The sequence below is a fragment of the Chryseobacterium metallicongregator genome (assembly GCF_031324065.1).
GTDB lineage: Bacteria > Bacteroidota > Bacteroidia > Flavobacteriales > Weeksellaceae > Chryseobacterium > Chryseobacterium metallicongregator.
Genome location: NZ_JAVIXS010000021.1, coordinates 155,009 through 175,227, shown reverse-complemented (window position 1 = coordinate 175,227; position 20,219 = coordinate 155,009). Strand labels below are relative to the sequence as shown.

The 20,219-nt window shown below is 36.0% G+C and carries 23 protein-coding genes; 16 read left to right on the top strand and 7 right to left on the bottom strand.

What is annotated here, in order from left to right; all coding sequences use genetic code 11:
• Positions 1-45 precede the first annotated feature (45 nt).
• On the bottom strand, positions 46-549 hold the full coding sequence (locus REB14_RS23165; protein WP_062672846.1) for a superoxide dismutase family protein: 504 nt from the start codon (positions 547-549) through the stop codon (positions 46-48).
• A 243-nt stretch (positions 550-792) separates the two neighbouring features.
• Here REB14_RS23165 and REB14_RS23160 point away from each other — a divergent pair, with 243 nt between their 5' ends.
• The 10 genes from REB14_RS23160 to REB14_RS23115 all read left to right on the top strand — a co-directional run bounded on the left by REB14_RS23160 (position 793) and on the right by REB14_RS23115 (position 9,391).
• Positions 793-1,443 (top strand): 4'-phosphopantetheinyl transferase family protein, encoded by a 651-nt coding sequence (locus REB14_RS23160; RefSeq protein WP_079243702.1) that lies wholly within the window; start codon positions 793-795, stop codon positions 1,441-1,443.
• A gap of 86 nt (positions 1,444-1,529) precedes the next feature.
• A complete protein-coding gene (locus REB14_RS23155) occupies positions 1,530-2,432 on the top strand; it encodes an AraC family transcriptional regulator (RefSeq protein ID WP_079243703.1) in 903 nt (300 codons plus the stop codon).
• 92 nt (positions 2,433-2,524) lie between these two features.
• Complete coding sequence (locus REB14_RS23150) at positions 2,525-4,771, top strand: TonB-dependent receptor (protein WP_309523400.1); 2,247 nt, start codon at positions 2,525-2,527, stop codon at positions 4,769-4,771.
• 50 nt (positions 4,772-4,821) lie between these two features.
• Entirely contained in the window at positions 4,822-5,481 is a 660-nt protein-coding gene (locus REB14_RS23145; protein WP_079243705.1) for a hypothetical protein, read from the top strand.
• A gap of 138 nt (positions 5,482-5,619) precedes the next feature.
• Positions 5,620-6,933 carry a 2TM domain-containing protein gene (locus tag REB14_RS23140; RefSeq protein WP_079243706.1) on the top strand — a complete coding sequence of 438 codons (1,314 nt, stop codon included), beginning with the start codon at positions 5,620-5,622 and terminating at the stop codon, positions 6,931-6,933.
• Between the two features lie 4 nt (positions 6,934-6,937).
• Entirely contained in the window at positions 6,938-7,243 is a 306-nt protein-coding gene (locus REB14_RS23135; RefSeq protein ID WP_309523399.1) for a 2TM domain-containing protein, read from the top strand.
• A gap of 46 nt (positions 7,244-7,289) precedes the next feature.
• Positions 7,290-7,859, top strand: a complete 570-nt coding sequence (locus REB14_RS23130) for a methyltransferase family protein (RefSeq protein WP_079243708.1) — start codon at positions 7,290-7,292, stop codon at positions 7,857-7,859.
• Between the two features lie 125 nt (positions 7,860-7,984).
• Positions 7,985-8,281, top strand: coding sequence for a 2TM domain-containing protein (locus REB14_RS23125; protein ID WP_079243709.1), 297 nt, complete (start codon positions 7,985-7,987; stop codon positions 8,279-8,281).
• Between the two features lie 30 nt (positions 8,282-8,311).
• A complete protein-coding gene (locus tag REB14_RS23120; protein ID WP_079243710.1) occupies positions 8,312-8,587 on the top strand; it encodes a 2TM domain-containing protein in 276 nt (91 codons plus the stop codon).
• 60 nt (positions 8,588-8,647) lie between these two features.
• Positions 8,648-9,391, top strand: coding sequence for a LytR/AlgR family response regulator transcription factor (locus REB14_RS23115; RefSeq protein ID WP_081906405.1), 744 nt, complete (start codon positions 8,648-8,650; stop codon positions 9,389-9,391).
• A gap of 92 nt (positions 9,392-9,483) precedes the next feature.
• Here the strand turns inward: REB14_RS23115 and REB14_RS23110 are convergent, their stop codons facing one another.
• The 3 genes from REB14_RS23110 to REB14_RS23100 all read right to left on the bottom strand — a co-directional run bounded on the left by REB14_RS23110 (position 9,484) and on the right by REB14_RS23100 (position 12,075).
• The gene (locus REB14_RS23110) at positions 9,484-10,710 is read right to left on the bottom strand and encodes a DUF6051 family protein (protein ID WP_079243712.1); all 1,227 of its coding nucleotides are present in this window, start codon (positions 10,708-10,710) and stop codon (positions 9,484-9,486) included.
• A 170-nt stretch (positions 10,711-10,880) separates the two neighbouring features.
• Positions 10,881-11,078 carry a hypothetical protein gene (locus tag REB14_RS23105; RefSeq protein WP_145953323.1) on the bottom strand — a complete coding sequence of 66 codons (198 nt, stop codon included), beginning with the start codon at positions 11,076-11,078 and terminating at the stop codon, positions 10,881-10,883.
• Positions 11,079-11,178: 100 nt separating this feature from the next.
• Positions 11,179-12,075, bottom strand: coding sequence for a hypothetical protein (locus tag REB14_RS23100; protein ID WP_079243713.1), 897 nt, complete (start codon positions 12,073-12,075; stop codon positions 11,179-11,181).
• 113 nt (positions 12,076-12,188) lie between these two features.
• Between REB14_RS23100 and REB14_RS23095 the strand changes: the two genes are divergently transcribed.
• Both REB14_RS23095 and REB14_RS23090 read left to right on the top strand, forming a co-directional pair.
• Entirely contained in the window at positions 12,189-12,926 is a 738-nt protein-coding gene (locus REB14_RS23095) for a glycine-rich domain-containing protein (RefSeq protein WP_309523398.1), read from the top strand.
• Between the two features lie 14 nt (positions 12,927-12,940).
• Positions 12,941-13,291 (top strand): DUF2207 domain-containing protein, encoded by a 351-nt coding sequence (locus REB14_RS23090; RefSeq protein ID WP_309523397.1) that lies wholly within the window; start codon positions 12,941-12,943, stop codon positions 13,289-13,291.
• 63 nt (positions 13,292-13,354) lie between these two features.
• On the opposite strand, the gene REB14_RS23085 is transcribed toward REB14_RS23090, so the two are convergent.
• Both REB14_RS23085 and mnmA read right to left on the bottom strand, forming a co-directional pair.
• Positions 13,355-13,564 carry a hypothetical protein gene (locus REB14_RS23085; RefSeq protein WP_079243716.1) on the bottom strand — a complete coding sequence of 70 codons (210 nt, stop codon included), beginning with the start codon at positions 13,562-13,564 and terminating at the stop codon, positions 13,355-13,357.
• 126 nt (positions 13,565-13,690) lie between these two features.
• On the bottom strand, positions 13,691-14,878 hold the full coding sequence (gene mnmA, locus REB14_RS23080) for a tRNA 2-thiouridine(34) synthase MnmA (protein WP_079243717.1): 1,188 nt from the start codon (positions 14,876-14,878) through the stop codon (positions 13,691-13,693).
• Positions 14,879-15,071: 193 nt separating this feature from the next.
• Between mnmA and REB14_RS23075 the strand changes: the two genes are divergently transcribed.
• Positions 15,072-15,599: a hypothetical protein gene (locus REB14_RS23075; RefSeq protein ID WP_079243718.1), complete on the top strand. Its 528-nt coding sequence runs from the start codon at positions 15,072-15,074 to the stop codon at positions 15,597-15,599.
• Positions 15,600-15,744: 145 nt separating this feature from the next.
• Here REB14_RS23075 and REB14_RS23070 read toward each other — a convergent pair whose 3' ends face one another.
• Positions 15,745-18,279: an ATP-dependent Clp protease ATP-binding subunit gene (locus REB14_RS23070; RefSeq protein ID WP_079244026.1), complete on the bottom strand. Its 2,535-nt coding sequence runs from the start codon at positions 18,277-18,279 to the stop codon at positions 15,745-15,747.
• Positions 18,280-18,430: 151 nt separating this feature from the next.
• On the opposite strand from REB14_RS23070, the gene REB14_RS23065 reads away from it, so the two are divergent.
• From REB14_RS23065 to REB14_RS23055, 3 genes are read left to right on the top strand one after another with little or no spacing between them, the layout of a single operon-like run.
• Complete coding sequence (locus REB14_RS23065) at positions 18,431-18,655, top strand: uroporphyrinogen decarboxylase (RefSeq protein ID WP_079243719.1); 225 nt, start codon at positions 18,431-18,433, stop codon at positions 18,653-18,655.
• A complete protein-coding gene (locus REB14_RS23060; RefSeq protein ID WP_079243720.1) occupies positions 18,655-19,752 on the top strand; it encodes a glycosyltransferase in 1,098 nt (365 codons plus the stop codon). Before REB14_RS23065 ends, REB14_RS23060 begins: the two co-directional genes overlap by 1 nt.
• Before the next feature lie 44 nt (positions 19,753-19,796).
• A complete protein-coding gene (locus REB14_RS23055) occupies positions 19,797-20,216 on the top strand; it encodes a SufE family protein (RefSeq protein WP_079243721.1) in 420 nt (139 codons plus the stop codon).
• Positions 20,217-20,219 lie beyond the last annotated feature (3 nt).

The following is a 20,219-nucleotide window of genomic DNA, read 5'->3' as shown; positions in this document are numbered from 1 at the left end:
AAACCGCTAATTTTTCATTAGCGGTTTTTTATTGAATACAGTAGATTACTTAATTTCTACACATCCCACTCTTCCTCCGGCATTTCCGGTAGGCTGGGTATGGAAATCATCCGCTGCTGCATGTACAATAAGACCTTTTCCGATGATGTTTTTAGATTCATCAGTACAGCCAAGACACCACTTGTCTGTCTTGAAAGTTAATGTTGCTGTTCCGTTCTGATCAGCAACCAGGTTTCCTATATCTCCCATATGGAAGTGTTCAGCTCCCCATTTACCATGATCATTCTTGGAAGGATTCCAGTGTCCACCGGTAGACGTTCCGTCTGCTGCAGAGCAGTCTCCTTTTTCATGAATGTGTACTGCATGGATTCCAGGAGTAAGGTTGGTAATATCCAGCTTCATTGTTACTTCATTTCCATTTTGAGTAAACTTCGCTGTTCCTCCTGTCTGTGTTCCGCTTTTGGCATTTACCGAGTATGTTTTTGTTGTTCCGCACGAAACGGCAAAAACTGCAAATCCCGCCAATAATGCTAATGTTTGTACTTTCATTTGTTAAATGATTTATAGTGATTTTACGATAAATTTAAAAAAGATTTTCCAAAAGGCTTTATGATCTCACTCTTTTTTGAAAAACTTAGTTTGAATGATTGCTTTAATACAGCCTGTTTTGTCCTTAAATTCTGAAAGGTTGTCTGAAGGGTAACTTCTTTAAAAAGAGGCGAAAAAAAGCTTATTTTTAGTCTTTAGAAAGTAACCTATTAATCCAGTATCTGCAGTAAGAAAAAATAGAGCATGATTATTCTGTATACATTCATTAGTGAAGCAAATCACCAGTCTCTTCTTGACAGATATCTGCCTGTTTTTTCTCAGGAAAGTAAACAGAATATTCTGAGATACAGGAGATGGCAGGATGCTCAGCTTTCCTTGCTGGGAAAAATCCTTTTACAATATGGATTAAAGACTTTTTATAACATTTCTGATATTGAAACAGGTGTTCTCACTAACAAAAAACCTTATTTAAAAGGAAATGATCTTCATTTTAATATATCCCATTCCAAAGACCTTGTTGCCTGTGCTATTGCAGAATATCCCTTGGGAATAGATGTTGAATTTAATGATCAGAAAATTAGCTATCAGGATTTTATATTTCAAATGACCGACAAAGAGCTTCAGGAAATCCAAAATTCTGAGGATAAGATGAAACAATTTTTCATGTATTGGACACGAAAAGAAGCCGTAATAAAGGCCCACGGAGCCGGAATGATGCTTCCTCTGGATTCTTTTGAAATAATAAATAATGAATGCCGTATTATGGATGAAAAGTTCTTTACCAAAGAGATTTTCATTCATGAAGAGTATCATAGCTGTATTGCCTCTTCAGATCAGAAAATTAAAGAAGTGATGCCGATTATTAAATGCATTGAAGAAGATATTTTACTATAAAAAATGAAACAGGGCTCTGATAATAGCAATAAAAGACAACTTAATTCCGCTATGGAAAAATATCTTTGTGAACTAACAACTTTGAAGTGGAAGAATATAAAATACGGATTGTAAAAATAATTCAATATATTGATAGTCATATTGATGCGAATCTGTCTCTGGAAAAAGTTTCAGAGGTAAGTGCCTATTCACCGTTTCATTTTCACAGAATATTTAAGCTGGTTACAGGGGAAACCCTTCAGAATTATATTACCAGAAAGAAAATAGAAAAAAGTGCCCTTCATCTGGCGGTTCATAAAAATAGGGAAATCAAAGATATCTATTGGGATCTGGGTTTCTCTAACCATTCAGTTTTTTGCAAGACATTTAAAAAATATTATGGTCTTGCTCCAACAAAATTCCGCCAATCAGCTCCTGAGAATTTTTGTAAGATTATACAAAAACAAAGCAAGAATGGACAAGTGGATACAGTTTTCAGCCAATACATTTGTAATATTGAAAACCTGTTAAACTGGACTAAAATGAATTTAAAAATCGAAGTAAAACAAATGCCTGAAATGAATCTGGCATCCGTGATGAGCTTTGGAATAGGTAACGTAGAGCCTTCTTTCAACCATTTAATAGAATGGGCAAAAAGCAAAAACCTTTTTCCACGGGAGAATCTGAAAATGATTTCTGTGTATCATGACAGCTGCAAAATAACACCTCTCGATAAAGTCAGAATCCATGCCTGTATGCTTTTGGATGAAAGACTCTCAAAACACGAGGGCGAAATATTTCCCGAAACAATACATGGCGGAAAATACATTGTGGGAAGCGGTGAAGTTACTCTCGCCGACTTTGAGCAGTGCTGGGTTTCTTTGTTTTTATGGATGAATGAAAACAATTATTCTACAAGAAGAACCTTTCCCTATGAAATCTATCACACCAATTTTAAAGAACATCCGGAGGGAAAGATGATCGTGGATTTTTGTATTCCGGTTCAGTAATTACCATTCGGAAGCAAAAGAATGCCTTTCGGTAATAATTTTTTTACAAAAAGGTATTTCTCATCCTATTTTTGATCCAGAAAACAATAAAAATGAAAACACAAGGACAAAACATCCTGTTTCTGATTCTCCTTCTCACCTCCATTATGGGATATTCCCAGGTGAAAATATCAGGAAAAGTATCCTTCAAAAATAAAGGAATAAGTGAAGTAAACGTGACTTTAAAAGATACCTATGACGGTGCTACCACAGATGCTCAGGGTAATTTTACCTTTGAAACTTCGGAAAAAGGACCTCACAAAATAACGTTTGCCCATCCTAAATATGAAAATGTAGAAAGAGATATTTCTATTGAAAACCAAGATGTTTCGCTGAATATTGATCTTAAAGAGCAGATCAGCGAGATTGATGCAGTAGTGGTTTCTGCCGGATCTATTGAAGCCAGCGATAAGAAAAGAGCAACAGCGCTGCTTACTCCCATTGATATTTATACAACGGCAGGAGCAGACGGACAGATTTCTTCAGCATTGACCTATCTTCCGGGAGTGCAGAAAGTAGGAGGGACGGAAGGACTGTTTATCCGTGGAGGTACAGGAACGGAATCTAAAATTTTTATGGACGGTAGTCTTATCAACAATTATTTTTCCAACTCTGTTCCGGGGATTGCTGGAAGAGATCAGTTCAATACTTCTCTTTTTAAAGGAAATATCTTCTCAAGTGGTGGCTATTCTGCGCTGTACGGGCAGGCTCTTTCAGGAGCATTGATGCTGGAAAGTGTTGATCTTCCGGATGAGAGTTCTTACAGTTTAGGTGTTTCACCTATTTTCCTGAGTGCCGGATTTCAAAAGCTGGGAGATAATAAAAACTATTCCTATGGCGCTACGGCAGGGTATTCTCTTTTAAGCCTGATGCAAAAAGTATTTAACTTTAATACAGATTTTTTTGAAGCACCACAAGGACTTAACGGAGATGTGAATTTCAGATTTAAAACAAAATCAGGAGGTTTCTTTAAATACTATGGAATGTTTAATTCCAATAAAATGGGGGTAAGGTCAGAAAGCCTTGAACCCGGATCCGATTTCAGCCTGGTAAAACTGAACGGGAAAAATACTTTTCATAATCTGTCATTTAAACAGAAATTTGGAAAATATCTTCTGAATGTGGGTGGTTCTTATTCATACAATAAATCTGACCTTCATTTTTCTACAGAAACGAATGAGGTTGAAGCGAACAGAAGCCAGCTTCTGACTGATGGAAATTATCTGAATTTCAAAGCTGTTCTGGAAAGAAAAATCAACAGAATCAGTGCGGTAAGAGGAGGAATTGAACTGAATAATACCGATGAAAATCTGAATTTTGAAGCTGTACAGAAACATTATACAGATTTAATCTCTGCGGCCTTCGTGGAAACGGATCTTGGATTCAGTAATGCATTGTCAGCGAAGATAGGAGTAAGAGCAGAGCATTCCTCATTTTTAGGAAAGAACAATATTGCTCCTCGTTTTGCGATCGCATACCGCCTTGCAAAAGATTGGACAACCTCATTAGCGTACGGACTTTTCTACCAAAACCCGGAAAGCAAGTACATCAATGGTCCTGCAAATCTTGGCTTTCAGCAATCTCAACATTATATTTTTCAGGTTCAGAGAGCTTCAGAGGGCAGAACTCTACGTTTTGAAGCGTTTTACAAAAAATACGATCAGTTGATCAAAACTTTTAATATTAACCCGGATAAGGAGCAAAATCAGCAAACTCAGTCTGCTTTAAACAACAGTGGATACGGATATGCAAAAGGAGTGGAATTCTTCTGGAGAGATAATAAAAAAACATTTGAAAATATTGATTATTGGATCAGTTACTCATACCTGGATTCAAAAAGAGATTTTCTTAATTATCCGGTAAGCCTGCAGCCAAGTTTTGCCGCTGAACATACCCTTTCGGCAGTGGCTAAAAGATTTATTCCGGAATGGAAACTGGGAGTGAATTTATCTTATACGTATGCAAAAGGACGTCCTTACTACGATATCGCTTCCAAATTTGAAAACGGACAGACCGTTAATTATACCCGAACAGAAGGAAGATTAAAAGATTACAATGCTTTGAATTTCAGTATTAATTATCTTCCCAATATCGGTAAAAAAGATGCAAAAGCGTTTCCGGTATTTGTATTGAGTATCAGTAATATTTTAGGATCAAAAAATGTATATGGTTACAATTTCTCTGCTAATGGATCCAGAAGCTCAGCCATCGTTCCGCCAGTCAACACTTTTGTATTCATTGGAGCATTTATAAGTTTTGGAGTAGACAAAACAGATGATGCCATCAATAATAATTTATAAAAACATATCTTAGAACAAACAAATATAACTCACTTTTAAAATTTGATATCATGAAAAAATACCTTTTAAGTTTTGCTTTAGCTTTTGTGAGCTTAACTGCTTTTGCACAGGCAGATTATGATAAAATAATGTCTGAAAAAATAGCCAGAATTGAAACCTGCAAAACCTCAGAAGATTTCCAGACTCTGGCAAATGATTTCCAGAGAATAGGAAGTAAAGAAAGCACAAAATGGCTTCCTGCTTACTATGCTGCATTTTCTTATATCCAAAAAGGAAGAACCCTGATGAGAGACGGCAAAATGCAGGAATTGGATGGTATCGCAGATCAGGCTGAAAAACACCTTTCTATGGCTCAGAATCTTGCCGGAACTGATAATGCGGAAATACACTTACTGAGAAAAATGTCTTATTCCCTGAGAATGATGGTGAACCCTGCACAACGTTATATGACAGATGGTGCCAGAGCTGCTGAGGAAATGAGCATTGCAGAGAAATTAGATCCTTCAAATCCGAGAATTGCTCTTATCAAGGCAGAAGATGTGTATTTTACACCGGAACAGTACGGAGGAAGCAAAACCAAAGGATTGGAAATGTTTAAAGATGCTCAGGCAAAATTTAAAGCATACAAACCTAAGACGGCTTTAGATCCCAGCTGGGGAAAAGGAGAAGCAGATTATTTCTTAAGCTTACCTGTTGAAAAAGCAAAATAGTTTTCACTGTATTTATATCCATTAACCTTCATTCGTGAAGGTTTTTTTATACCGTTCAGAGAAGAAAATCAGCCCTTCGGTAACAATTAATTTTTGATACCTTTAATAAAAACTAATTTTGAGTCAAGAAAACAGATCATGAAGCGTAAATACTTTAAAATATTACTTTGGACGTCATTAGGAACCACTTTGTTTTTCTTTTTATTTTTTAATAATGAAAAGACTTTGCAGACTTTTCTGATCACGCTGCTTCTTTCAACCATGTATTCTTTTGTATTGGGATTTGGAAACGGATTTATCAATGAATTCCTCAACAAAAAGTTTCCCTGGTCAGAAGCGACCCGAACGAGAGCTGTTCTAAGTATTATTTCTATCATCATCGGGAACTTTATTTTGGTCTATTTCTGCAATTACATGAACTATGTGGTGATTCAGAAAACGGCTACTATACAAGAGTTTTTCTCTTCAAAGTATGGGGTAACCAATTGGTTCATGATTAATATTGCTCTTCTGATCTCTGCTTTTCTTCATGCTAAGAGCTTTATGGAAGAGCTTAAAAAGAATTCCAGAAAAGAAGTCGTAGAGCAGAAGCTTATTGCCAAATCAGCAAATGCCCAGTTTGAAAGTTTAAAAAATCAGCTGGATCCTCATTTTCTTTTTAATTCCTTGAATGTTTTAAGCTCTCTGATTGACGAAAACCCAAGACAGGCACAAAAGTTTACTGCTTCTATGTCAAAGATTTACCGGTATGTACTTGAACAGAAAGATAAAGAGCTGGTAACAGTAGAAGATGAAATAGAATTTGCCAAAACCTATTGTGAACTTTTAAAAACAAGGTTTGAAGACAGTGTAGATTTCACTTTTGATGTTCCCAAGGAAGACTATCAGAAATATGTAGTTCCATTGGCGTTGCAGTTACTGTTGGAAAACTGTATCAAGCACAATTTTGCGACATCATCAAAACCTTTGACCATCAGAATTTTTTCAGACGGAAATACGCTTTGCATTGAAAATAATCTGCAGGTCAGAGAACAGATCAAAGAAAGCTCGGGAATTGGTCTTGCTAACATTGTACAGCGTTATTCCCTTCTTACAGAACGAAATGTATTCATAGAAAAATCCGAAGATCATTTTAAAGTAAGACTTCCAATGCTGATGGCTAAACCACAAGTTTCCACCTCGAAACCTGAAGATGATTCTGCGGCTTATCAACGGGCGCAAAAGAGAGTAAAAGAGATTAAGAGTTTTTATATGAACCTTATTTCTTACTGTACCATAAGTGCCTTTTTAATCTTTATTAATCTTTTTACGAGCAACAGAAATCATTGGTTCTGGTTTCCTGTATTGGGATGGGGAATAGGCGTTGCTTCCCACGCATTTCAGGTGTTTGGAGTAGGAGAATCCTGGCAGGAAAAGAAGATTCGTGAAATTATGAACAAACAAAAAAAATAGAACCATGGGAACATTTAACGAAAACGATATTGAATATCAACGGGCAAGAAGGCAAGTAGAAAGACTGCGTGGATTTTACGGACATTTATTTGCTTATATCGCAGTGAATGCTCTGATTGTTGTCTATAATTGTATGCACCTGAAACCTGGTGAAAGTTATTTTCAGTTCAAAAACTTTTTCACAGCAACTTTCTGGGGAATAGGGCTTGCAGCCCATGCGGTTACCGTTTTTCTGCCCCAGGTTAATTTTATCAGAAAATGGGAAGATAAGAAGATCAAGGAACTGATGGATAAACAGAAAGATCACTAAAGAAATTGTCTTTTTCAAAATACTTTTAACTTTAAATTTATTGAAGATGAATACTTTGTCAACTCTGTTTTATATTTCAATGGCCGCTTGGTTTCTCTCGGAATTTCTGTACAAGAATATGCTGAAATCCGGTAAAGAAGATCAAAAGAACAAAGATAAATCAACCTTGAATATCTTATGGCTGGCCATTCCATTTTCTATTGCAAGTTCAATATTCATGTCCTATAATACTCATTTTCCGATGGCTGGCGGTAGTTGGATTCTATATCTTGGTGAGTTTTTTATTCTTATCGGGATTATTGTCAGATATGTAATCATCAGATCTCTGGGAAAATATTTTACTGTAGATGTTACCATAAGACAGGATCATAGAATCAAAAAAGAAGGATTTTATAAATATCTGAGACATCCTTCCTATGCTTTTTCTCTGCTGACCTCTCTTGGGCTAGGTTTGTATTTGAATAACTGGCTGTCATTACTCTTTGCTTTTGTACCTCCGTTTTTGGCTTTTGCCTACAGGATTAAGATCGAAGAGCAGGCTTTGGTAGAACAGTTTGGCGATGAGTATCTTGAATACAGAAAAAGCACAAAGAAACTGATCCCTTTTATCTATTAATGACAGGTTTTTACGATTCGGCTAGCATAATCTACCATTCGGTAATGTAAAATTGATTTGTGCCCTTTTCCTGAACTACCTTTGATTCAAGAAAAAACAAATTAACCTTTTAAAAACAAAACATTATGGAAATTTTACCAAATAAAGAGACGATTGCTTACAGAAAAGCATCCAGAAGAGTAAAAGAATTAAAAGAGTTTTACGGAAACCTTACTTCTTATTGTATTGTGATTCCATTTCTAGCAATACTGAACCTTATGACAGCTCCCGGATACTTATGGTTTTTATGGCCTGCACTGGGATGGGGAATAGGAATTGCATTTCATGCCATCAGCGTATTTGGAATCGGAAAAAGCTGGGAAGAAAGAAAAATAAAAGAACTGATGGAGAAAGAGGAAAAAGAGAAAATAAAAAAATTCTAACAATAATCATAACTAAAAACTTACACGATCATGGATTACGAAACTGCTAGTACAAAAACGAACAACATTAGAAAATTCTATAAAAGCATTTTTATATTTGCCATCTTCGCTCTTCTTCTCATTCCTGATGATATTTTTGGCGAAAAGATGATTAGCTTTCATTGGTTTGACAGATATACCCTCCTTGGAATTTGGGCATTTATCATTCTTGTAAAAGCTGCAAAACTGTTTCTTTTTGATTCCGAATGGGAAAAAGACATGATTGAAAAAGAGCTTAAAAAAGAGAAAAAGCCAATAAACTATTAAAATCTGTCCACTTTTATCTAACTTTATTTCCCAAAATCTGAAAACCAAAATTAAAACTCAATGATCAAAACTGTCATCATAGAAGACGAAAAACCTGCTTCAAGGAAATTAGAGAGAATGTTGAATAATTTTCCTGAAATAGAGATAGTTGCCAAAATAGAATCGGTGGAAGAAGGAGTTGCCTGGTTTTCTGAAAACGAACATCCGCAGCTGATTTTTTCAGATATTGTTTTGGGTGACGGACTGTCTTTTGATATCTTTGAAAAAGCACCTACCAAAGGTTTCATTATTTATACGACAGCCTTTGACCAATATACCTTGAAAGCCTTTAAGCTGAACAGCATTGATTATCTTTTAAAACCTATTCTTGATGAAGACCTGGAAGGAGCCGTGGAGAAATTTAAATCCTTTATTCCTGCCAATGACACCAATGGTTCTCAGGATATCAAACAGTTAATCAGAAAAGAAAAATCTACCCTTTCTAGAGTTCTGGTTAAAATAGGCTATAACCTTAAGATTATACAAACCCATGAGATAAGCTGTTTTTTCAGTGAGAATAAAATCGTTTATCTTCAGACGGAAGACCGTACTTATCCATCAGATTTTACCCTTGATGAGCTGGAAGATGTTCTGGATACAAAAAAGTTTTTCCGTGTCAATAGGCAGTTTATTATCAGTTCAGATTATATTAAAAATATCCATACTTCACCTTACTACAAAGTGGACCTTGAGTTTCAGCCTGAAGAGGAAATAACTGTCAGCAGAGACCGTGTAAAAGATTTTAAAGACTGGCTGGTCAGTTGATAAAAATTAACCTAAAACAAACACCATGGATCTTATATTATTATTTTTTAAACTATTCCTTTCGCTATTTTATCCCTGAAATGGTGACCTAATTAATTCATATAAAAATCACTGGCAGATTTTACAAACTGATGAAAGGCTTCCGTAACTTCTTTCTTATGTTTATGGGTAAGAGGAAAAGGAACCATATGGGAATATTCAAACGGGAAATCCTTGATTTCAATGTCTACATTGATATTCCTGTAGCCGCCCTTCAATGTATTTAAAGCTTCTATCGGAGGGGCAACACTGTCTTTTTCCAAAACATAGGCTTTGATCTGGGATTGGATTTCCTGAATTCTTTCCTCCCTTTCCTTCTGAAAATAATTGTAGCGAAGCATTTTTTTGAACCAGCTTTCCTGTGGATGTAAAGCTTCAGTCTGATAATGTTTCAAACGTGGATCCGATTTAAAATCAGAGCTTAATAATTCAGTAAAAACAGATTGCATTTTAACGGTTGCCTGAGTATCCATGATATATTTGGATATAGGAAACATCCTGTCGATCGTCATTCCTCCACAAAAACAAAACACTTTTGATCGGGTAAAATAATGATGGGGATCTGCCATTTTGATAATCAGAGCCAGAAATGATCCTATCGAATATCCAAATAAATCCAGTTTTGCATCCGGAGCAATACTTTTAAGATGACCGTTTTTAACACTTTTTACCACTTCCGTAATATCAGAATAGGTCTGCAGACCGGACCAGAACATTCTTTGAGGATGAGCTTCCAGTCTGGAACTTATGGCAGCATTCACATAAGAGTAATTCATGTTTTCCGGATACTTTTTCTTCCTGAAATTTACCACTTCCATCATGTGATGGCGGTCACTCCATATCGGTTCTGCACGATCCATATGAAAAGCAATAGGAAATAATATGATGGCTTTTTGTGTTCTTTGGGCCAGTTCATATGCCCAAGGAAGATACTTATCCCATTTCTTTTCATTTAGGCCATGAAAGAAAAGGATAACTTCTTTAGCTGTTTCTATATCTGCTCTCTTCAGGATATGATATTCAAACTTTTTATTGCATTCAATATCAAAATCTTTGATATCTACTGCAGGCTGGCTATAAAAGAGATAGCCGTTTTTGTTGATTTCAAGTGTTTGCTGATGCTTGTGGCAATGTTGATTTTCTGAACCGTAAAGCAGGTCGCAAACCTTAGATTCAAATGAAATTGATTCAATGCTTAGATTCAGTTCTTTAAGTTCAGCCCTGTTTTTTCCGGAATCAAAATGATTTTTCAAAACTTCATACAATTCATAATATTCCATAGCATAGCGATTGAAAGGTTCATGTTTAGAACTATCAAGTTAGATAAATATTGTGGTAATGAATTGATTTTTAGGATCTAAATGTATTCTAAGCATAGAAGAATTACAATAAACCCCGAAACAGTTTTATTCCGGGGTCTTGATATATAGATTGATAATGATGTTTATTTTTATAGCTTTCCATTGGTTTTAACACCATATTTCTGTACAGTGATAGCAGTGATAGCCATCATAACGATACATAACATAAGGTCAGCTTTCTCAGGGCGAAAAATTTCCTGATAGATATTGTATCCAACGAGCATGGACACGAAGAAAATAAGTGCATTATTGGCAGATGTATATGGGGGTTTGATTGTTGTTTTCATAGTGATGGTATATTGTTGTTTAATCAGTGAGTATATCAACTTTAAAAACGTTACAATAATTTTTCAATATCTCTAAAAATTTCACTCTTTTATTGTTTAACTATCTGTAATCAATCCTGTTAGATTCTGTGTCTTCAAGTTGTTTTACAATTGATTCTGGGATCTCATCACTGTCAATGGGAAAACTGATAGAATCAGAAATAAAGTTTTTTCTGTCCGCTTTTCTGAAAATTTCAAACAAAGCAATAGGCTCCTGGTTGAAACTGATGCAGGTACTTATGAAGTGGATTTCGTGGAGTTTATAGTCCGGATTCTTAAGTTTTTCTTTAATGTCCTTTATCCTTGAAATGAAATGCCTTTGACGAATAAATGTATTGCTGTTCATGATGATAAACACATAATCCGAATAAGCGGTTACCTTTCCGAAATATTTATGGTGATCGCCACCGCTTCTTTCAATAAAATATTCTCCGGTGGTTTCAGACTTGTAAATTTCCATGGCAGAACGCCATATGCGGTCTTCTTTTGCCATCAAAGGATTATCGGGCAGATTTCTGTTGTAAGAATACCAGCAGCCTATTAAACGGTCTAAAAGCGCGGTATTCATATTGGCATTATTCATATCAATCCTCAGATCATTGAAATTAAATGCTTCCGTATTGGAGTTAATAAAATCTATGTAATTTGAATAACCCAAAACCTTGACAATTAAACTCAGTTTAGCAAGGTTGGGTCTGCTCAGAACTGCATTTTCATTCTGTCTGAATTTCTTCAGCTTATTGATAATCAGATGCTCATAGAGATAATTAGTACCCAAAAGATCTGGCTTTTTTTTGATCTCTTTTTCTGAATGATCATTGATAATCAGTTCATTCAGTTCAGCACTTATATAAGACCATTCAGTTTTGGTAACGTCTTCCCAATGATTTTTCTTTAAAAATTGCCTGCTTAAGAAATTCATAAGCTTTTCAAGATGCAGAATATCTTCCTTTTTCATGGTGTTTATTTGTAAGACTAATTTAAGATTTTTATCAAACTAAAAAAGATTTTTGAAAGACTTTTATATTGTATAATCCATTGATATTTGAATAGAAAACAAAAATCAAAACAATGGAAACAAAAATGATAGTAAAAGACGAATCTCTTTGGAGCCGCATACAGGAATTTTCTCTGGATGTTCCCGGTGTCGAGTTCCCTTTCTCAAAAAAACTAGCAAAGGAAGAACGCTGGAGTCTTGATTTCACACGAAAAGCAATTGAAGAATACAAAAAGTTTGTTTATCTCTGTTGTACTCTTCCTCATGGAGCTTCTCCCAGTAAGATAGTTGATAAGGTTTGGCATATGCATCTTATCTATACCCAGAATTATTGGGAAGAATTCTGTCCGCATATTTTAAAAAAACCACTTCATCATCATCCTTCGAAAGGTGGCTATGCGGAAAAAGAAAAACATCAGAACTGGTTTGAAGATACTTTAACAGGTTATCGGCAGATTTTTCAGCAAGAAGCACCAGACGAAATCTGGAGAGAGAGTAAGAAAAAGTCAAAAGTACAATCCTGGCTGAGAAGAATGGCCTTCTTTGCTCCCATATTTGTGTTACTGCTTCTATTTTCGTGTACAGAAGGAGATAATTTTTCAGGATTAATGGTTACTGGAGTCGTATTTGGGATTATTTTCATTCTGGGAACAATCGTTTCAATTATAGGAGATCAGGAGGTTTCTGATCCTAACAGAAAAGATAAGCAAAACAATGACGGAGGAAGTTGTGGCGGATCAAGCTGCAGCGGCGGAGGTGGTTGTGGAGGCGGCTGCGGTGGTTGTGGGGGCTGTGGAGGCTGTGGAGGATAATAAAACTAATTATTATGAAAAAACTCATCATTCATTCAGTTCCGGTTGTGATAAGCTTTATATGGCTTATGGCAGTAACGCAGACATTTAATCCGATTATTCTTAAAGGTCCAGACTTTCTGAGGTTCTATCTTATCCTGGTTTTTGGATTTTATGCTTCGCTTTTCATTCTAAATTCTTTGAAAGAAACCATTTGGGGAACGACATTTTATTTTGTGGGATTAATTTTCTTATTGGGAATTATCAAGTTTGTCAGAGGTATCATATTGGGAAAACCAGTTGGATTTCTGGTTATGATCTTAATAGCAGAATGTATTGTTACATTGATTTTTATCTCAGGTCATGTCAATGAAAAGATAAAGTAGAATCTATTGTTAAAAACAAACCCGAAACAAAAATGTTCCGGGCTTTATCATGTGTTGTTGATATTAAATATCTTTCTTTTTTTCTTTTACGGGCTGATAGCCATATTTTCGAACCATAACGGAAGTCAGGACGACTAAAATAAGACTGATCGCGATATTGGAGTTTTCCGGATGTACAATGGCCTGATAAAGATTATAACCGAAAATAGAGGATACAACTGCAATCAGAATATTGTTTACATAAGCATACTGGTTTTTTGTAGATGTTTTCATAGTAGTATTTTTTATTGTTATTTACTCAGTATGTATGACAACTTAAAAAACGTTACAGAAAAATTTCAAAAAAATATTTTCTTAAAAAAACAATCTCAATGACCCGAATCCCGTACCCCGAATCTCTTACGAAATCACACCGCTACCGATCAGTTCCTCATCGATATACCATGAAGCAAACTGTCCTTCGGCAATAGCGGACTGAAGCTCATCAAATTCAATATAAAAAGCATTCTCAAACTGATACAGGGTTGCTTTCTGCAAAGGCTGCCTGTATCTGAATCTTGCCATTACTTCCATAGATCCTCCGTTCTGAAGTCTCAAATCCTCACGCACCCAGTGCAGTTCAGAATTGTCTATTTTCAAAGCTTTTTTGTGAAGTCCCGGGAAATGGCTTCCTTCTCCTACGAAAAGGATGTTGTTTTCCATATCTCTGGAGATGATAAAACAGCTTTCTTTGTGGCCGCCTATACCAAGTCCTTTGCTTTGTCCGATCGTGAAAAACTGGGCTCCCTGATGTTTCCCGATTACTTTTCCGTCAGATTTTTTATAATGGATTTTTTTGGATAAAAACTCAAGTTCCTCTTCTTTGGAGGAGAATTCAGGTTTTTCTTCCGAAAATAAAGGAGAATCTTTGAAAATTTCTACGATTTCACCTTCGTTAGGTTTTAATTGCTGTTGTAAAAACTGTGGAAGGCTTACTTTCCCGATAAAACATAATCCCTGAGAATCTTTTTTATCTGCCGTTACCAGTCCGATTTCTTTCGCAATTTCTCTTACCTGAGGCTTTGTAAGTTCTCCGATAGGAAACAAAGCTTTTGAAAGCTGATCCTGACTGAGCTGACAAAGGAAATAAGACTGATCTTTATTATTATCTTTCCCGGCCAGAAGATGGAAAATTTCTTTACCGTTTTCGTCAAAAGTAGAATTTACCCTTGCATAATGTCCTGTTGCTACTTTATCTGCACCTAAAGACATGGCAGTCTTCATAAAAACATCGAATTTTACTTCTCTGTTACACAATACATCAGGGTTGGGAGTTCTGCCTTTTTCGTATTCGGCAAACATATAGTCAACGATGCGTTCTTTGTAAAGTTCACTCATGTCTATCACCTGGAAAGGAATTCCAAGCTTTTGTGCCACCATAAGGGCATCATTACTGTCCTCAATCCAGGGACATTCATCTTCAAGTGTTACGGAAGCATCGTTCCAGTTTCTCATGAATAAAGCCACTACCTCATGGCCTTGCTGTTGCAGCAAATAAGCTGTAACACTAGAATCTACACCTCCGGAGAGGCCTACTACTATTTTCATTGTATTTCAATTTTACGAAACTCTTAACGGGAGTTCTTAGTTTGATTCGGCAAAAATACAACTAAATAAATTCGTAAAAAAACCATAATTTTAAACATTGATAAAAACGATAGAGCTATATGTCATCTTTTTATCAACCTCTCTGCAGATGGAAACAGATGAGCATATAATTGTAAGACCAAAAATATAAAATATGAAAAAGTTTATTATTTCAATGATGCTGATATCTTCAGGATCAGTTTTTTCTCAAATTTCAGTGGGTGCACCCGTACAGGAAAACAGCAAGTGGACTTTTGGAGGAGGCATTGGATTAGGATTTGGAAGTAACAGCGCTTTTAACCTATCTGCATCACCAAGAGTAGGCTACAGGTTTACTAATGATTTTGAAGGCGGGGTAATAGGAAGTGTTTCGTGGCAGACTTCTGATTATTATAAATCTACCATGTTTGGAGTAGGCCCTTTTGTCAATTATTATTTTGCCAGATCATTTTATGTGGGGGCTAACTACCAGCATTATTTTGTGGATTACAAGGATAAATACTACGATTATAAATACAATACAGAAGAAAATGCTCTGTATCTTGGAGGAGGTTATATGCAGCGAATTGGAAATAACTCCTTTATGCAGCTGGGATTAATGTATAATGTGCTTTGGAAACAGAACTCCAGTGTATTTTCCAGTGGTCTGATCCCGAATATCGGCTTTGTGGTGGGACTTTAATGTTTGATTTATCAATAGAAATGTGCTTTAGCCCGTTTAATAATTAGAAAACAAAATTCATTCGGCTTTAGCCAAAACATATAAAAATAAAAATCCCCGGGAAACTTCCCGGGGATTTTTTATTGAAATTTAATTTCTTATTTAATTAAGATTGAGAAGACTTTTCAGCGGATTTCTTAGCTTTTTGCGTTTTTCCGATCAATCCGTCTTTTGCTTCATTAAGGTCAAGAACCACGGTTTCTCCTTCATTCAATTGCTTGTTTACCAGCATTTCTGCCAATAAGTCTTCAATATATTTCTGGATGGCACGTTTCAATGGTCTTGCTCCGAAATCTTTATCCCATCCTTTTTCAGAAATAAAGTCTTTCGCTTCTTCAGTAAGATCTACTTTATATCCTAGTTTTTCAAGTCTGCCATACAGTTTGTTCAGTTCAATATCGATAATTTTCTTGATATCATCCTGTACAAGAGAGTTGAAGATTACAATATCATCAATTCTGTTTAAGAATTCTGGAGCAAATGCTTTTTTAAGAGCACTTTCAATGGTACTTCTTGCTCTTGAATCTGAAGTGGTTTTCTTCGCAGAAGTTCCGAATCCTACACCATCTCCAAAGTCTTTAAGATCTCTGGTTCCGATGTTTGAGGTAAGAATAATGATAGTATTTCTAAAGTCAATTTTTCTTCCTAAGCTGTCTGTAACGTGTCCTTCATCCAAAATCTGTAACAGAATATTGAATACATCCGGGTGAGCTTTTTCAATCTCATCCAAAAGAACCACCGCATAAGGCTTTCTTCTTACCGCTTCTGTCAGCTGACCACCTTCTTCGTATCCTACGTATCCCGGAGGCGCACCAACCAATCTTGAAACCGCAAATTTCTCCATGTATTCACTCATGTCAATTCTGATCAGAGATTCATCAGATTCGAAAAGTTCTCTTGCCATTACCTTTGCCAATTCGGTTTTACCAACCCCGGTTGTTCCAAGGAAAATAAAGGTACCAATAGGGCGGTTAGGGTCTTTAAGACCTGCTCTGTTTCTTTGAATAGCTTTCACTACTTTTTTCACTGCATCTTCCTGACCGATTACTTTTCCGTTCAGCTTCTCATCCATTTGGGCCAATTTGTCAAGCTCGTTCTTACCAACTTTCGTTACCGGAACACCACTCATCATAGAAACCACTTCCGCTACATTTTCTTCTGTTACGGTTTCTTTTTTCTCTTTTACATCTTTGTCCCATTTTTCCTGAGCAGCATTCAGTTCCATTTGAAGACGTTCCTCTTCATCTTTCAGCTTTCTTGCTTCAAGATAGTCCTGAGCTTTTACAGCCTTCTGTTTCAGTTCTTTGATATCTTCGATTTTCTTTTCAAAATCAATGATTTCTGTAGGAACTTTCATGTTTTTAATATAAACGCGGGATCCGGCTTCGTCCATGGCATCGATTGCTTTGTCCGGTAAGAAACGGTCTGTAATATATCTTGAGGTCAAATTGACACAAGCCAGAATTGCTTCCGGAGTATAGATTACATTATGATGTTCCTCATATTTATCTTTGATCTGATTCAAGATCTGAACGGTTTCATCAATAGAAGTAGGTTCCACCATTACTTTCTGGAATCTTCTTTCTAAAGCTCCGTCTTTTTCAATATACTGACGGTATTCATCCAGGGTAGTTGCCCCGATGCATTGAATTTCACCTCTTGCCAAAGCCGGTTTGAACATATTGGAAGCATCTAAACTTCCCGTAGAACTTCCGGCTCCTACAATCGTATGAAGCTCATCAATAAATAGGATGACATCTCTGTTTTTCTCCAGTTCCGTCATAATCGCCTTCATTCTTTCTTCAAACTGACCACGGTATTTAGTTCCGGCAACTAAACTTGCCAGGTCTAAAGTGATCACACGTTTTCCGTAAAGAACCCTCGACACTTTTTTCTGTTGAATTCTTAGTGCTAAACCTTCAGCAATGGCAGACTTACCAACTCCCGGCTCCCCGATAAGAAGTGGGTTGTTTTTCTTTCTACGCGATAAGATCTGAGAAACTCTCTCAATTTCTTTTTCACGCCCGATTACTGGGTCTAGTTTTCCATCTCTTGCCAAAGAAGTAAGGTCTCTACCAAAGTTATCCAATGTAGGCGTTTTACTTTTTGCAGAACCTAGATTTCCTGTAGGCTTTCTCATTTGCTCAAATTCTTCTCTCTCGTCATCGTCATCGTAAGCACTCATCTGAGGAGACTGCCCTGAATTTTTAAGCATAGTCTGGTATTCTCTTGAAACTCCTTCGTAGTCGATGTCATAAGCTCCCAGAATATTTGAAGTAGGATCTTCATATTTATAAAGAATACCTAAAAGCAGGTGAACGGTATTAATTTCATTGCTTTTATATTGACGGCATTCTAACTCTGCACGTTTAATGGCATGGTCTGCCATCTTAGTGAAAGAAATATTGGTAACCTCTTCAGAAATAGGATTAAGACTTGCTGTATTTAAAGTTTCAATTTTTCTTCTGATTTGTGTTAAATCCGCATTAAGGTTTTGAAGGATTTCTTTTGCAGAGTTTTCCGTTTTTATAATACCTAAAAGTAGATGTTCTGTATTAAGAAATTCACTTTTCAGCCTTTTAGCTTCGCTTTTGCTTTGTTTGAACACTTGGCTCAAACCTTGTGAAAACTTATAATCCATAATATATCTCATTAGAACAAAGGCAACATTACCTTTTATTCATTATCTAAATTACAAATATTTTACCAAAAATCAATTAATGACTTTATGGCAGAAAAAATTTTATTATCTTATTGAAAATGATTAAGTTTGTTATCCTTAAATTTTCCCCATGAATCCTGAACTTACCACTTACATCGGCTATTCTGCTTCTCTTTTTATCGTATTGAGTTTCATACTGAAAGATGTAAGAAAAATCAGAATTGTCAATATGATTGGCTGCATTTGTTTTGTCATTTATGGCTTCTTTAGCGGACCGCTTTGGCCAGTAATTATACCAAACGGATTAATCTGCTTCATTCAGATCTATCATTTAATACTAGGTAAGAAGAGTTGATGAGGAAAAAAATAATTACTTCTGCTTTTAGTAATCTGTATACTGACCAACGGATAGAAAAGGTGTGCAAAACCCTTTTTGATAACGGTTATTCCATAGATCTGATCGGTAATGATTGGGAAGGGAATGAAAAAATGGAGCGTCCTTATTCCTTTTCAAGGATTAGATTGAAATCAAAAAGCCTGAAGACTGCTTATTTTGAATTCAACTGGAAACTCTATAAAGAATTAAAGAAAAAAGCGGACAAAGATACTATCCTTCATGCTAATGACATAGATGCACTTCTGCCAAATTATCTCATTGCCAGAAAACTGAACATTCCTTTAGTCTTTGACAGTCATGAAATTTTCACAGAAATGCCATCCGTTCAAAACAGATTTTCTCAGAAATTCTGGAGAGTGCTTGAAAGAAAGCTGGTTCCTCATATGAAACTGATGATGACAGAAAGTGAAAGCTATGCCGAATGGTTTCATGAGCAATACAATGTGAATCCTGTAGTGGTTAGAAATATTCCGAGAAAAATTCTTTCTGTACCGGAAATTCCTGAGAATCATCCAAAAATTATTTTATATCAGGGAGCGATTAATCAATCCAGAGGTATAGAAAAAATGATTGTCGCCATGCATCACATTAAAGATGCTGTTCTGAAAATTGCAGGGGATGGGCCGAAGAAAAAAGAATATGAGGAACTTGTTATTCAGGAAAAACTGCAGGATAAAGTATTTTTCCTGGGCAAGCTGAAACCGGAAAACCTCAGGGAAATAACCAGAACAGCTGATGCTGGATTCAGTCTTGAAGAAAACAATGGAGTAAGTTACTATTATTCACTTCCTAATAAGGTTTGTGACTATATCCAATCGAGAGTGCCGCTTGTGATGATTAATTTTCCGGAGATGCAAAGGATAAAAAATCAATTTGATGTAGGAGAAATTATTCCGGATCATCAGCCTGAAACCATTGAGAAAGCAATTAATCTTGTTCTTCAGAGAGGAAGACAGCGTTATCAAAGCGAATTAAATAAGGCAGCAGATGTTTTTTGCTGGGAGAATGAAGAAACAAAAATCCTGCAACTTTTTGAAAAAGCATCACGTAAATAATTTTTACAAAATTGGTTATCTTTGCAAAAGAAATTTGATTTAAAATGACCATTAAAGAAAAACAGCAGGAAATAATAGACGAATTCGCTTTTCTTGACGATTGGGAGCAAAAGTATGAGTATATCATTGATCTTGGAAAAGAACTGAAAGGCTTAGCTGAAGATAAGAAAACCGAAGAAAATCTGATTAAGGGCTGCCAGAGCAAAGTTTGGATTGATGCTGAATTTAAAGACGGGAAACTTTTCTTTAATGCAGATTCTGATGGTATTCTACCAAAAGGGATCGTTTCTCTTTTAGTAAGTATTTACAGTGGACATTCCACTCAGGAAATTCTGGATTCTGATTTTGATTTTATTGCAGAAATAGGATTACAGGAATTTCTTTCACCTTCCAGAGCGAACGGACTGATGGCGATGACAAAGCAGATCAAGTTTTATGCAGTTGCTTACCAACTGAAATCATAGCCG